A 13,126-nucleotide genomic window follows, 5' to 3' on the forward strand; every position below is an offset into this window, starting at 1 on the left:
GAACAGCGTTATTCGATGATGTAGCCGACGCCCCAGACGTTTTTGATAAAACGCGGCTTCTGAGCGTCGTCACCAATCTTTTCGCGCAGGTGACGAATGTGCACCATCACCGTATTGTTGGAGCCGGGCATAAAGTCCTCGTTCCACACCGCGTGGAACAGGTCCTCCACGGGCACTACGCTGCCGCGATGCTCGGCCAGATACAGCAAGATGGAATACTCGATGGGCGTGAGGCGCACCGGCGCACCGTCCACCGTCACGGAGCGAGCGTCACGGTTGATCTCGAGGCCGTCGAGCTGGAGGGTCGGCAACTCGGTCGCCTGCGCGCGGCTACCGTAGCTGGTGTAGCGACGCAACTGAGCATGAACGCGCGCGATGAGCTCCAGCGGGCGGAACGGCTTGACCACGTAATCGTCCGCGCCAAGCGAAAGGCCTTCGATCTTATCCTGCTGGGCATCGCGTGCCGTCAACATAATTACGGGATAGGTATGGCTGGCACGGATGGTACGCAGCAGCTCAAAGCCATCGATATCGGGCAGCATGACATCGAGCAGTGCCAGGTCAAACTCTTGTTCCAGAATTGCCTTGGCCGCATCGGCCCCGCTGTAGGCGATCTGGACGTCAAAGCCCTCTTTTGTAAGGTAGATACCAACCAGGTCGGCGATGGCCTTCTCGTCATCAACTACCAGTATGCGCTCGTTCATGCGTGCTCCTCTCGCGCTCCATTATGCCCGAGGCGGCGCCCGCCACACACAACAAGCGTGGGCGATTAAGTCGACCTTAAGCACCCTTGCGCCCATTCGAGCACGAATGCGGGCCATGCGCGCACGCAACGATCGTCGTCGCCGGCAAACGATATACTCTAGTGCCAGAAGAGACCATCCCGTCGAAAGCGAAATCTGTGAAGTCCCTCACCTCTTTTGCAAAACGCTCCGCCCAGCTTGCCGCCGGCTTTGCCTGCGCCATCGCCCTTGTTGCCGGCGCGCCCGCTGTTGCCGGCGCCCAAGTGCTCACGACCGACGACGTCTGCGGCAAGACCGCCGACGTCCGCGGCATCACGACAGAAAACCTGCCCGATATCGAGGCAACCAATGCCCTTGTTATGGGCAAGGACGGCACCGTCTACTATGGACGCGGCGCCGATGAGCAGGTCAAGATTGCCTCGATCACCAAGGTCATGACCGCAATCCTGACCGTCGAAAACTGCAAGATGGACGAGAAGGTCACGGTGAGCAACGCTGCCGCCACCGTAGGCAACTCGACTGCCGGCCTGCTCGAAGGCGACGAGCTCACCGTGGAGCAGGCACTACGCGGCCTGATGATCCCCTCGGGCAACGACGCCGCCATCGTGCTTGCCGAGTACGTGGGCAAAAAGATCGACCCCAAGACCAAAGACGCCGAGGCAACCTTTGTGAAGGCCATGAACGAGCGCGCCAAAAAGCTCGGCTGCACCGGCACGGTCTTTGAGAACCCACACGGTCTGGACTTTGATGAGTGGGCCGGCGACATGCACTCAACCGCACACGACGTAGCGCTGATGATGCAGGAGGCCATGAAAAACGATACGATCCGCGAGGTCGTAGCGAGCGAGGATTCCTGGATCGAGGTCACGGGCGCCGACGGCACCGACCATTCGCATTCCATGGACACGCATAACTATTTGCTGGGCCAAGATGGCAACATCGGTGGCAAGACCGGCACCACCGACGACGCGGGCTATTGCTTTACGAGCGCCTACAACCGCGACGGCGACGAGATCTACACTGTTATTTTGAACTCCACCACCACCGACCAGCGCTTTACCGATACCGCCACCCTTGCCAACTGGTACTACGGCCACAAGGTCACGGTCGCGATCGCCAACACGCAGGAGAAGACCGCCAACGGCAACCCGCTCATGGCGCGCATTAGCCAGACAGATTGGACGGACAAGACGATCGACGCCACGCTCGCCGACCCCGCCGCACAGGCAACGGTGTTCTCACTCGCCGGCGAAGTGACCGAAAAGGTTAGCTACGATGACCTTTCGGGCACGGTGCATGTTGGCGACAAGGTGGGCAGCGTTACGCTTAAGCAGGACGGCACCAAGATCGCCGTTATGGACCTGGTTGCCGACGAGGAAGGAACGGGGCCCAATCCCATCGAGTGGCTGCTCGTGAAGCTCGACCGCCTGGGCCGCCGCATCGACAACCGACCGCTCACAGCCGAGAGCGAGACCGTAGCCAAGACTCCTGAGGTGTAGGGCGCAAGAATAATAAGCCCACTGAAAGGAGGCGTCCGAAAGGATGCCTCTTTTTTGAGGGTTCGAATCAGCAGTTAACGTGGTTCAACTAAAAAAGGGTCCCTATCGGAACCCTTCTTTAAAGTCTTACTGGCGGAGAGCTGGGGATGTCCGGGCATGCTGCGCATGCCCTCCGGCTTCAAAGCCTGGCGGCTTTTCGCCCACGGGCTACAAACGCTTTCGCGTTTGCTTAACGCCCGTGCCCTCTCGGGTTCGAATCCCCAGCCTCCTTTCTCCGCACAAAAAAGGGCCCCAAATGGGACCCTTCTTTCAAGTCATACTGGCGGAGAGCTGGGGATTCGAACCCCAGATGCCCTTTTGGGGCATACTCGCTTAGCAGGCGAGCACCTTCGGCCTCTCGGTCAGCTCTCCGTAACAGCCGTTCTATAGTAACCAAACAGCCAAGGATGAGCAAGAGGAAATTTTCTAATTGCCTAGCAGCCTTTCCTTCTTGAAAGCTTCGCCTACCCCAGCGAGCGGTTGAGGGAGCCGAGCTCGTCATTGCCCATGGTGCGCCACATTTGGAAGATACAACCGCGCGCCAGGAAAAAGAAACCGTTGTCGACCAGTTGCACAGCGGCATCTGCCAGCTGATTCGCCACGGCGGACACTGGCGGCAGCTCTAGTCCAGCCTTGTGGATGGTCTCGACCGCTTCCTCGAACGTCGGAGGCTCGCTGACGCCCATCTCGTTCATAAGGCCCTGCATTTCTTCCAGCGCGCTGCTGCCCGACTCCTCGCCGCGCGGCACCAGACGGTAACAAGCCAGCGCCAGGTCGAGCTGATCGCAATTCCAATAGGCAAACGCCAAGCGATAGAACAGGTAGCCGATTGCAGAACGATCGCTGGCAATACGTAGGCCGTGGCGCGCCACCTCGATAATCTCGTCAAAGCGCTCCAGACGCGCAAGCACGTTGATGAGCGCAAAGTGCGACTGCATGGACGAGCGCGCCAGATCGTAAAGATGGCGCACCTCGGGCAGTGCTCGTTCAAAGTCCTCTTGCTCGGCGTAAAAGCTGCAGATCTCGTGCTGGGCAAAGTACAGCGCATCGGGCGCACGAAGGATTCGCACAGAGCGGTCTTCTTCCAACACCGGTAGCACCATGCGCACCAGCTGGTTATCGCAAAACTGCGTTTGAACCGGACCTGTCGCCAAAAGCTCGGCGACGGCGCACTTGGCCTCCAACTCCTCGACAAGACGGGAAAAGCCTTCAAAAGCACCTGTACGGTCGACTTTTGCCTGCTCGCGCAATTCAACAACACGGGCCACGTATGGGTCGTCGTCCTCTTCCATGACCTCCAGCTCGTCAGCCGTATCGGCAAGCAGCAGATCGCGCAGCGCCGGCGGCAGCATGCGATGGTCATCACGCGGACGAGCATGAACCTCCGCAGGTTCAATCGTCTCCGGAGCGGTTGACTCATATGCCTCAAGCACACGCTTGCACGGCATATCGTCCATGTCCATGCTCTCAAGATCCTTGGCGACAGGCACGCAATCGGCCAGATAGGCCGCGCGCCCAAAGAAATACGTTGCGACAACGCACTCGCCCTGCTCACTGTCGGGAGCAGCAATCTGCACATAGCAGCGCGTGATGCAGGTGCCCGCGGCAAAACACGCTGCCGCAAGCGTGAGCGCCACGCGCGCATCGTGCTCCGCGGCCCAGATCGCGCGCGTGTCCTCGTCCAACTCGCGCCAGGCGTCATCTTGAGCGTCGTATTCACGTTGTGGCATAGCATCAACGACAGACTGCCCAAACCGAACGAGCATGATCCCCTCGGCAACGTTTGCCCGATAGGTATAGTCGAGCCGCGTGACCACGTTAAGTGCCTCGACAATACGCGCGAAGCGGGTACGCACATCCCACTCACCGCCCGGCTGGCAAGCCACCGTACCCGGTTTGCCCCACGGGTTATCGCTCGAGGCCGTATCGAGCAGTCGGGGAACATCGTTGGTCGTCTTGGCGATATGCCACGCATCAAAGAGCGCGCAGCCCTCAAGGCTCGGCGAGGATGCCGCAGGGACCAATCCGGCCCCGATGCGCTCAAGGATGCCGGAGAGACGGTTGAGACGGCACTCGATGGCAAGCAGCATGTCAATCTCGTCCTGGTCCAGCAGGCTACGATCAAAATTGAGATAGAAAAGCTTTGAACGATCAATGCGAGCCAGGCTCATCTCGGACTTGGCAGCGATGGTGCGCAGGCGGGGCAAGTCAATTTCACTCATAAGGGCAGCGGCATAGCGCTCGATACCGCTCGGATTCTCGGCATGGTCAACGCGGTAAAGCAGCGTCTCGATAGCATCAGGGAGCGGTGCCGTGTTAAAGCCCAAAAACACCTCGACCGGCTCGGGCAACTTTACGAGCTTGATCTTGTCGATAACATTTTGCATACCCTCGTCGAGTCCGCCGGCGTCCGCCGTGCTCGCAATGGCATTTTCGGAGTCAGCGAATATCACGTAGCGCAGGAACATCGATGCCATGAACTCGCCGTAAGGAAGGGAGCGGGTCGAATTCCATGTCTCGTGGTCGGACTGCTCGCGCATGGGGCCTTCGGGAGAGCCGACGGTTCGCGCGCACGCGCGCATTGTGCCGTTGGCTCCCCGAACCACAATCTCACCAATACCGGAGTCCGACTCGTCAAGGACCAGTTCCATGTCGGGATCGTTGGGCAGCGGAGTCTCGCTAACGGGGCGGTCCACCTTGTACACCTCGCCCGAAACGCTTACGTAGCCCAAAAGCGACACATGGCTTTTGCCAACGAATTCGACGACATAGCAAGATTCATGCTGATCCTCGCCAAAGAGTTTCCAGACCACGCCATATGAACGTCCCGCAGGCTGCTCGGGCATCGCCGGAAAGCGCTTTTTGGGATCGAGAAACCTGAGCTTGTATGTCGGACGCTCTGCCACGAAGTATCACCCTGATCGGTCGCTTGAAGAAGGAGTGGTCGCGAATTAGTCGCGACATCTACTCGGAATCTTACACGAGTCGACAGGAAATCGTCCGCTTTACGCCCGCGCCTCGACCGAGGTTCGAATCCATGCGGTGTTTACGTAAAAGAAAAGCCCCCGTTGCCGGGAGCTTTAATCTCAAATGGTGCGGCGTATAGGATTCCGCGCATCCGCTGCGCGGATCCGCACCGGCTGCGGCCGCCTGCCGGCGTGCTCGCCCGCGGGCTAAAAACGCTCCGCGTTTTCTTTACGCCCGCGCCTCGACCGAGGTTCGAATCAATGCGGTGTTTACGTAAAAGAAAAGCCCCCGTTGCCGGGAGCTTTAATCTCAAATGGTGCGGCGTATAGGATTCGAACCTATGACGTTCTGATTCGTAGTCAGACCCTCTATCCAGCTGAGGTAACGCCGCAACTTGTTGATTATTATGCACAGGGACTGAATAATGGTCAAGCATTTTTTCAAAAAAAGTTATCGAATTTGATTTTTAATCATTTGGAGGGCTTGGCGCGATCTTCGACGCATCGCGATATAAGAAAAGCCTCCGTTACCGGAGGCTTTAAAGTTCAGTTGGTGCGGCGTATAGGATTCGAACCTATGACGTTCTGATTCGTAGTCAGACCCTCTATCCAGCTGAGGTAACGCCGCAACGCACGGATTATTATGCACGCGAGCCCCCGATGGGTCAAGCGACAATTAGAAAAAATTTTACGGAGTGATAATTAAGTTGTTCGTGCCTCGACCGAGGTTCGAATCCATGCGGTGTTGCCATAAAAGAAAAGCCCCCGTTGCCGGAGGCTTTCAATTTCAATTGGTGCGGCGTATAGGATTCCGCGCATCCGCTCCGCGGATCCGCGCCGGCTTCGCCCGCCTGCCGGCGTGCTCGCCCGCTCGCTACGGACGCTCCGCGTCCGCTTCACGCTCGCGCCTCGACCGAGGTTCGAATCCCTGTCTGGTCTCCAAAAAAGAAAAGCCCCCGTTGCCGGAGGCTTCAAGTTCAATTGGTGCGGCGTATAGGATTCGAACCTATGACGTTCTGATTCGTAGTCAGACCCTCTATCCAGCTGAGGTAACGCCGCAGCGCAAAACATATAAAACCACTTTAGCTTATTGGAGTCAAGCACAATCTCAAACTTTTTTTTGGAACGCAGTTTTGTCATGCTGTTCCGCATATACCGTCGTTCCCCGTACGATCGATTGGCTTTTCGATCACGTCAAACTTAGCATCAAGTTCCCTCAGGAGCGATCTCACCCGCTGGGCACAATCATAATCGGCAAACGAGATACTCAACATGCGAGCAACCTGGTTAGATGTCCGGACCCCATAGAAATGCTCCAGGGCCACAAGCCCCTCGTGCGCCACAAACGTCTCAACCACATGCGGCGACTCCTCGTAGCACCATTGGGTCAACGGACCCTCGCTCGTCTGTCGAACCACCAGGCCACCCATGCCAGACGGCTCACACGTCACAAGCAGGTACTCCCCGCCCTCGTCGCTCTCAAACAAAACCACCAGATCATCAAACAGCTCCATCGCGTCCCCTTTCTCTCGCTCTTATTTAGCAAAAGCATAGCAGGTAGATGGCTGTATACAGAACAGTTGTTCGTGTGTTTTCTATTGAGCTGTCCGCACAGCATGGTATGGCCGCACACAAAAAGGGCACCCCAAAAAGGAGTGCCCTAGCAAATCGCTTATGCAGCCAATCTACGCGACCGGCTCGATCTTCTCGAGGCCGCCCATGTAGGGACGCAGAACCTCAGGGATCGTGATGGTGCCGTCAGCGTTCTGGTAGTTCTCCAGAATGGCTGCCATGGTACGGCCAGCCGGCAGACCGGAACCGTTGAGGGTGTGCAGATAGCGCGAACCCTTGAAGTTCTCGGGGTCACGATACTTGATGTTGGCGCGACGGGCCTGGAAGTCACCGCAGTTGGAGCAGGAGCTGATCTCCTTGTAGGCGTTGTAGCTCGGCAGCCAGACCTCGACGTCGTAGGTCTGACGGGCGGAGAAGCCCAGGTCGCCGGTGCACAGGCTAATCACGCGATACGGAAGACCCAGCTGCTGCAGCAGGAACTCGGCCTCGGCGGTCATGCTCTCGAGCTCCTCGTCGGACTCCTCCGGCTTGGCAAACTTTACCATCTCAACCTTGTCGAACTCGTGCTGGCGAATGATGCCGCGGGTATCGCGACCAGCGGAGCCGGCCTCCTCGCGGAAGCAGGGGGTGAAGGCGGTGTAGCGGCGCGGCAGGGTATCGGCGTCGAGGACCTCACCGGCGTGCAGGTTGGTGAGCACGACCTCGGCGGTGGGGATCAGGAAGTTGTCGCCCGAGACGTGATAGGCGTCGTCCTCGAACTTGGGCAGCTGGCCCGTGCCGAACATGGTCTGACGCTTGACGACGATGGGCGGCCACCACTCCTTAAAACCACGGCTGGTGTGCGTATCGAGGAAGAAGTTGATGAGGGCGCGCTCAAGACGGGCGCCGGCGCCACCGAGAACGGTGAAGCGGCTGCCGGAGAGCTTGTTGCCGCGCTCGAAGTCAAGGATGTCGAGGTCGGTGCCCAGATCCCAGTGCGGCTTAAAGTCGAAGTCGAACTCGCGCGGGGTGCCCCAACGACGACGCTCGATGTTCTCGTCCTCGTCCTTGCCGTACGGCGTGGCCTCGCAGGGAATGTTGGGCAGGTGAGCCATGAAGTCGTACTGCTCCTGCTCGAGGGCGGTGCGGCGCTCGGCCAGACCGTCAATCTTCTCGTTGACGGCGCGCACGGCCTCCTTGGCGGCCTCGGCCTCGTCCTTCTTGCCCTCCTTCATCAGGGCGCCGATCTTCTTGGACTCGGCATTGCGCGTGGCTTGAAGTTCCTCAACCTCGATGATGACGGCACGACGCTCGTCGTCGAGCTCAAAGAACTTCTCGCGATCCCAAGACGTCTGGCGGTTAGCCATGGCGACATCGATGGCATCGGGGTTCTCGCGAACAAACTTGATATCAAGCATTAGATCCTCCGGCGATATACATTCCATTTAGGTTGCAACCTTGTACATGTATGGGCAAGTATATACTTATGAGCGTTTACGACCCAACTCAACTACGCAAGAAGGCACCCAATGGACGCAGTTTTTTCCTTTTTGTTTGGCACCCGCACCGGTTTTGCCATCCTTTTCGCCGGCGGCATCCTGCTGTTTGCGATTATTGCCTTTGTAATGGAGAAGCGCACCCATAAGATGTATGTCGACCGCGGCCCCAAGTCCGAGGACGAAGAAGACAGCTTCTGGGACTAACCTGCCAAAAAGGGACAGGTTTATTTTGGTCGGTTTTATCTGGGCAAACGCAAGTGCCCCGCAACTGGAATTGAGCCAGTTGCGGGGCACTTTTCGCTAAAAGGACAAAACCGCAGGAAAAACCTGCCAAAACAAACTGTCCCTTTTTTGGTCGGTTTTACTGGAGGGTTGCGTCGATTGCCTTGACCAGGGCGCTGCGCATGCCGGCGTCCTCGAGCGCAACGACGCCCTTGATGGTGGCACCGCCGGGCGAGCATACGGCATCCTTCATCGCCGCAGGATGCTGGCCAGTTGCAAGCTGCAGCTTTGCCGTACCCAGCACCATCTGGCTCACAATGCGATAAGCATCCGCACGCGGGATACCGTGCTTGACCGCCGCATCGCCCAAGGCCTCGATTGCCATGGCGACAAACGCCGGAGCGCAACCACCCACCGTGCCGCCCACAAACAGCAGGCTTGTGTCGAGCTCGACGACAGCGCCAAGCTTACCGAGCAGGTCGAGCACCACAGCACGCTGTTCGTCGTTAAGCGTCGAAGCCTTCTCGCAGGCGATGACGCCCTCGCCCACCGAAACCGGCGTGTTGGGCACCGTCGAGATATGCGCGACGCCCGGCAGGACCTGCTCCCACTTGGCACTGTCCCAGGTCCAGGCAACCGACAGAACGACCTTTTTGGCAAGAGCATCCTTGAGCGGGGCGAATACCTTCTCGATCATGTACGGTTTGACCGCAGCGACCACGATATCGGATGCGGCGACAACCTCGGCGGCATCGTGGCAGGCGACCATGCCGCGCGCCTCGCAGCGCTCAACCAGTGCGTCGTAGCGACCCGCGCAGGCGCACATGTCGCTCGCAGCTACACCGGCAGCGATCCAGCCATCGGCCATAGCGCTCGCCATATTGCCAAAACCGACAAATCCAATCTTCATATCGCATAGTCCTTTCAGACACATTCCTCAAAACGAAAGGTATTGTCCCACGCCATTGTTTCGTATTGCCGACCTATTTGTGATACGGCTCGCCACGACTGATCTTGCAGGCGCGGTAGATCTGCTCCAGCAGCACCACGCGCGCCAAGTTATGCGGCAAGGTAATACGTCCAAAGCTGAGCATCTCGTCGGCTCGTGCGCGCACGTCATCGCTCACGCCGTCCGATCCGCCAATTACAAAGGCGATGTCGCTGTTACCACGTAGCATAAGATCATCGAGCCGCGCCGAAAGTTCCTCGCTCGAGCGCTCTTTGCCCTCAATGGCCAGCAAGATCACATGTGCTCGAGGCGGCAGGGCTGTAAGAATCGCCGCCCCCTCCTTGTCGCGCGCGACATCCACGCCGCCCGCCTTAGCCGGGTCGATATCGGCCACCTCGCGGATATCCACCTTGGCATAGGCACCTAGGCGCTTGGTGTACTCAGCGCACGCGTCCTTCCAAAAGCGCTCCTTGAGCTTACCGACGCAAACGACGGTGTATTTCACGCGCGCCTACTCCTTCGAATCGTTTTGAACTTTGCCGGCGGCCAGCATCTGCTCGAACATCGAGGCCGACTGCGAAAAGTCGCTCGGCAGCACGACCGTCGAGGTTTTACCCGTGCGAGCGAACTCCGTCATCATCTCAGACCACTGCGTAAACATGAACAGTTGGTTGGCCTCATCGTTGCCGACACCCGTCTCCTGGATGATCTCGAGCGAATCTTTGATACCCAGTGCGATGGCCTTGCGCTGGTTGGCGATGCCCTCGCCCGCCTTTTCCATTGCCTCGGCCTCGGCGGTCGCCTCGGTGACGCGCTTGATGCGGTCTGCCTCGGCGAGCTCCTGTGCCGCAGCGCGCTTGCGCTGGGCGGCGTTGATGTCGTTCATGGAGTTCTCAACCTCGGTCGGCAGTGCGATTTTGGTGATGAGCGTCGACACGAGGGTGAAGCCGTAGGCGGCCATCTGCTCGGAAACGGTAGCGTTGACATCCTTGGCGATGTCATCCTTCTTGGCAAAGACCTCATCGAGTGTGTAGACAGGAATCGAAGAGCGCAGGGCGTCGGTGATGAAGTCACGCATCTGGTCGACGGGCTCCTGCAGCATGTAGTAGCTCTTGTAGATGCCCGAATCTGCCGGGCCGGCGCCCATGTCGTAGCTCACGTGGTACTGAGCGGAGACCTCAAGGCCGATGGTCACGTTGTCCTGGGTCTTAACGTCGATGCCAAAACCATTTTTCATGGTGCGCAGACTCACCGTGGCGGCCTTGCGGTCAATCACGGGCACCTTCACGTGGAAGCCCGCGTTGACGATACGATTGAACTTACCCAAGCGCTCGATGATCACAGCGTGCTGCTGCTCAACGACGTAGCAGGCGTTGGGGAGCAGCAACAACAGGATGATGATGGGAATCAAAAGGCTGGTAAGGGCGGCGATGATACCGGAAAACAGCATGGTCTCTCCTCTGATAGGCACACGTTGCCATTAGGATACCCGTCCAAGGAGATCGTGCATAACAAAAAAGCCCCCATTGCTGGGAGCTCTTTCAATCAATGGTGCGGGCGAAAGGACGTCCGCGTATCCGCTTCGCGGATCCGCACCGGCTTCGCCCGCCTGCCGGCGGACTCGCCAGCTCGCTAAAAACGCTCCGCGTTTTCTTGACGCTCGCTCCTTCACAGGTTCAAGTCCCTGCGATGGGCACATAACAAAAAAGCCCCCATTGCTGGGAGCTCTTTCAATCAATGGTGCGGGCGAAAGGACTTGAACCTTCATGGGGTTGCCCCCATACGGACCTGAACCGTACGCGTCTGCCAATTCCGCCACGCCCGCGTGCAGGAATTAGAATAACGGAGCGCCACCGCGAACGCAAGAACTATTTTTGAAAAAGTTTGCAGGCATTTTCCCAAGCGGCATGCGCGATTGTTTCGGCGTCCTCACCAGTGCGATCGACACGGTCGTTAACCAGCGCGTTTGCCGTAATGGAGATCATTGCTGGCTCGCATTCAAGACCGCGAATGGGCTCCGGCGCCATATACGGGCAATCCGTCTCGAACAAAATGCGGTCGAGCGGGGTCGCCGCAAATGCCTCGCGCACGTCGTCGTTGCGCTTAAAGGTGGCCGCACCACCATAGGCGATATAGCAGCCCAGCTCCACAAAGCGCTCCATCGTGGCGCGGTCCTCGCCAAAGCAGTGCAGCACGCAACCGGCCTGAGGCACACCCACCTCGCGCAGCACGTTGTACGCATCCATATGCGAGGTGCGCTCCCCATCCGAGTCCTCGTGCCGCAGGTGCAGCTCCACCGGCACATTGCGGCGCACGGCAACTTCGAGCTGACGCGCCATGCAATCAATCTGCACACTGTGGGGCGCCGGCGCGATGTCGTCGTCGTAATCCATGTGGTAGTCCAGACCGATTTCGCCGATACCGGCGCACAAAGGGTCATCGAGCGCAGCAACAACCTGCGCGTGAATGTCATCGGTATAATCCGGCGCGCCATAGGGGTGAACGCCAGCGAGATACTTGATCTGCGGAATATCCCGCATCGGCAGAATTTCGCGCACGAGCCAGTCGCTATAGTCCGTCACGCTGCGCTTGTCGGCGATGGGGTCGAAGACCGTCACCAACAGGTCGACGCCCGCGGCTTTGGCGCGCACGAGCGTCTCGGGCACTTCTTTTCCCCAAAACGAAAGCAGATGCGCATGCGTGTCAGCAAGCGGTGCCAAGGGCACGGGACAAGCAACCGTCTTCTTTTTCTTGGTAAACGTCACGCGTTCGGCATTAAGCGTCATGGGAAAGCTCCCGAGCCAGACACACAAAGTCGGCGACGCCGAGCGTCTCGGCGCGCGTGGTGGGTGCGATACCGCAAGCCTCAAAGGCGGCGTCGAGCACGTCCTTGGCAAAGCCGTTGGCGCTCATGGAATTGCGGATGGTCTTGCGGCGCTGAGCAAATGCAGCATCAATCACGCGGGCCACAAACTCGCGATCGAGTCCTTCGGGCGCCACGCCGTCAACACGGTCGATACGCACGACGGCCGAGTCCACGTGCGGTGCCGGCATAAAGCAACGTGGCGGCACCTCAAAGCGACCCGTAACCTGCGCATACAGGCCGAGCTTTGCCGTGTAGCCGCCATAGGTCTTGTTACCCGGCACCGCGGCAATGCGATCGGCAACCTCCTTTTGAACCATGACCACGGCACGCTTGAGCGCGGGCATCGTCTGGAAGAACTGCAGGATGATCGTCGCCGCCACGTTATAGGGCAGGTTCGCGACAAATACCGTCGGCTCACCGCCTGCAGCCTGCTCAATCTGCCCCGTCGTCACCTTGAGCGCGTCGCCCATGATAAAGCGGAAGTTGGCATAGTCGGCGGCATGGGCATCGAGCACCGGTTCGAGTTCGGGATCGGCCTCGATCGACGTGACGCACGCCGCCTCCTGCAGCAGCGCGAGCGTGAGCGTACCAACGCCCGGGCCAACCTCGAGCACGCGCTCATCGCCCGTGAGCTCGGAAAGCTCGCAAATGCGCTCAATTACATGGTTGTCGATCAGGAAGTTCTGGCCCAGGCGATGCTTGGTCGCAAGGCCAAACTCCTCCAGCAGCTCCCTTGTTGCCGTGGGGTTTGCCAAAGGCGAAGTTGTCATAGTTGCCTCCTTAGCATGATGG

At 58.7% G+C, this 13,126-nt stretch carries 11 protein-coding genes and 5 tRNA genes; 2 read left to right on the forward strand and 14 right to left on the reverse strand.

The window, feature by feature from the left end; genetic code table 11:
• Positions 1–8: 8 nt before the first annotated feature.
• The gene (locus CHY22_RS04830; RefSeq protein WP_089572667.1) at positions 9–704 is read right to left on the reverse strand and encodes a response regulator transcription factor; all 696 of its coding nucleotides are present in this window, start codon (positions 702–704) and stop codon (positions 9–11) included.
• Positions 705–901: 197 nt separating this feature from the next.
• On the opposite strand from CHY22_RS04830, the gene CHY22_RS04835 reads away from it, so the two are divergent.
• Positions 902–2,242, forward strand: a complete 1,341-nt coding sequence (locus CHY22_RS04835; RefSeq protein WP_089572668.1) for a D-alanyl-D-alanine carboxypeptidase family protein — start codon at positions 902–904, stop codon at positions 2,240–2,242.
• A 320-nt stretch (positions 2,243–2,562) separates the two neighbouring features.
• Here the strand turns inward: CHY22_RS04835 and CHY22_RS04840 are convergent.
• The 7 genes from CHY22_RS04840 to serS form a co-directional block, all read right to left on the reverse strand.
• A tRNA-Ser gene (locus CHY22_RS04840) sits at positions 2,563–2,653 on the reverse strand.
• A 92-nt stretch (positions 2,654–2,745) separates the two neighbouring features.
• Positions 2,746–5,187 (reverse strand): hypothetical protein, encoded by a 2,442-nt coding sequence (locus CHY22_RS04845; RefSeq protein WP_089572669.1) that lies wholly within the window; start codon positions 5,185–5,187, stop codon positions 2,746–2,748.
• Between the two features lie 375 nt (positions 5,188–5,562).
• Positions 5,563–5,639: transfer RNA gene (locus tag CHY22_RS04850), tRNA-Arg, on the reverse strand.
• 159 nt (positions 5,640–5,798) lie between these two features.
• A tRNA-Arg gene (locus CHY22_RS04855) sits at positions 5,799–5,875 on the reverse strand.
• A 354-nt stretch (positions 5,876–6,229) separates the two neighbouring features.
• Positions 6,230–6,306: transfer RNA gene (locus CHY22_RS04860), tRNA-Arg, on the reverse strand.
• Between the two features lie 77 nt (positions 6,307–6,383).
• The gene (locus tag CHY22_RS04865; RefSeq protein ID WP_089572670.1) at positions 6,384–6,761 is read right to left on the reverse strand and encodes a hypothetical protein; all 378 of its coding nucleotides are present in this window, start codon (positions 6,759–6,761) and stop codon (positions 6,384–6,386) included.
• Positions 6,762–6,932: 171 nt separating this feature from the next.
• Positions 6,933–8,216, reverse strand: coding sequence for a serine--tRNA ligase (gene serS, locus CHY22_RS04870; RefSeq protein ID WP_089572671.1), 1,284 nt, complete (start codon positions 8,214–8,216; stop codon positions 6,933–6,935).
• A gap of 111 nt (positions 8,217–8,327) precedes the next feature.
• On the opposite strand from serS, the gene CHY22_RS10070 reads away from it, so the two are divergent.
• The gene (locus CHY22_RS10070; RefSeq protein ID WP_168170424.1) at positions 8,328–8,501 is read left to right on the forward strand and encodes a DUF6724 family protein; all 174 of its coding nucleotides are present in this window, start codon (positions 8,328–8,330) and stop codon (positions 8,499–8,501) included.
• A gap of 157 nt (positions 8,502–8,658) precedes the next feature.
• On the opposite strand, the gene proC is transcribed toward CHY22_RS10070, so the two are convergent.
• From proC to rsmA, 6 genes are all read right to left on the reverse strand, one after another.
• A complete protein-coding gene (gene proC / locus CHY22_RS04875; protein ID WP_089572672.1) occupies positions 8,659–9,429 on the reverse strand; it encodes a pyrroline-5-carboxylate reductase in 771 nt (256 codons plus the stop codon).
• Between the two features lie 73 nt (positions 9,430–9,502).
• Positions 9,503–9,973, reverse strand: coding sequence for a 23S rRNA (pseudouridine(1915)-N(3))-methyltransferase RlmH (rlmH, locus tag CHY22_RS04880; protein WP_089572673.1), 471 nt, complete (start codon positions 9,971–9,973; stop codon positions 9,503–9,505).
• 6 nt (positions 9,974–9,979) lie between these two features.
• Positions 9,980–10,918: an SPFH domain-containing protein gene (locus CHY22_RS04885; protein WP_055250521.1), complete on the reverse strand. Its 939-nt coding sequence runs from the start codon at positions 10,916–10,918 to the stop codon at positions 9,980–9,982.
• A 288-nt stretch (positions 10,919–11,206) separates the two neighbouring features.
• A tRNA-Leu gene (locus CHY22_RS04890) sits at positions 11,207–11,293 on the reverse strand.
• A 43-nt stretch (positions 11,294–11,336) separates the two neighbouring features.
• Complete coding sequence (locus CHY22_RS04895; RefSeq protein ID WP_089572674.1) at positions 11,337–12,254, reverse strand: TatD family hydrolase; 918 nt, start codon at positions 12,252–12,254, stop codon at positions 11,337–11,339.
• On the reverse strand, positions 12,244–13,104 hold the full coding sequence (rsmA, locus tag CHY22_RS04900; RefSeq protein WP_089572676.1) for a 16S rRNA (adenine(1518)-N(6)/adenine(1519)-N(6))-dimethyltransferase RsmA: 861 nt from the start codon (positions 13,102–13,104) through the stop codon (positions 12,244–12,246). The genes CHY22_RS04895 and rsmA overlap by 11 nt, the downstream gene beginning before the upstream one ends.
• Between the last annotated feature and the right edge of the window lie 22 nt (positions 13,105–13,126).

It is taken from the genome of Collinsella sp. TF06-26 (assembly GCF_002232035.1).
GTDB lineage: Bacteria > Actinomycetota > Coriobacteriia > Coriobacteriales > Coriobacteriaceae > Collinsella.

Excerpts from the sequence above, each read along its gene's own strand:
- CHY22_RS10070 (WP_168170424.1), top strand. The coding sequence starts at position 8,328 with ATGGACGCAGTTTTTTCCTTTTTGTTTGGCACCCGCACCGGTTTTGCC.
- rsmA (WP_089572676.1), bottom strand. The coding sequence starts at position 13,104 with ATGACAACTTCGCCTTTGGCAAACCCCACGGCAACAAGGGAGCTGCTG.
- CHY22_RS04830 (WP_089572667.1), bottom strand. The coding sequence starts at position 704 with ATGAACGAGCGCATACTGGTAGTTGATGACGAGAAGGCCATCGCCGAC.
- serS (WP_089572671.1), bottom strand. The coding sequence starts at position 8,216 with ATGCTTGATATCAAGTTTGTTCGCGAGAACCCCGATGCCATCGATGTC.
- CHY22_RS04865 (WP_089572670.1), bottom strand. The coding sequence starts at position 6,761 with ATGGAGCTGTTTGATGATCTGGTGGTTTTGTTTGAGAGCGACGAGGGC.
- CHY22_RS04885 (WP_055250521.1), bottom strand. The coding sequence starts at position 10,918 with ATGCTGTTTTCCGGTATCATCGCCGCCCTTACCAGCCTTTTGATTCCC.
- CHY22_RS04895 (WP_089572674.1), bottom strand. The coding sequence starts at position 12,254 with ATGACGCTTAATGCCGAACGCGTGACGTTTACCAAGAAAAAGAAGACG.
- proC (WP_089572672.1), bottom strand. The coding sequence starts at position 9,429 with ATGAAGATTGGATTTGTCGGTTTTGGCAATATGGCGAGCGCTATGGCC.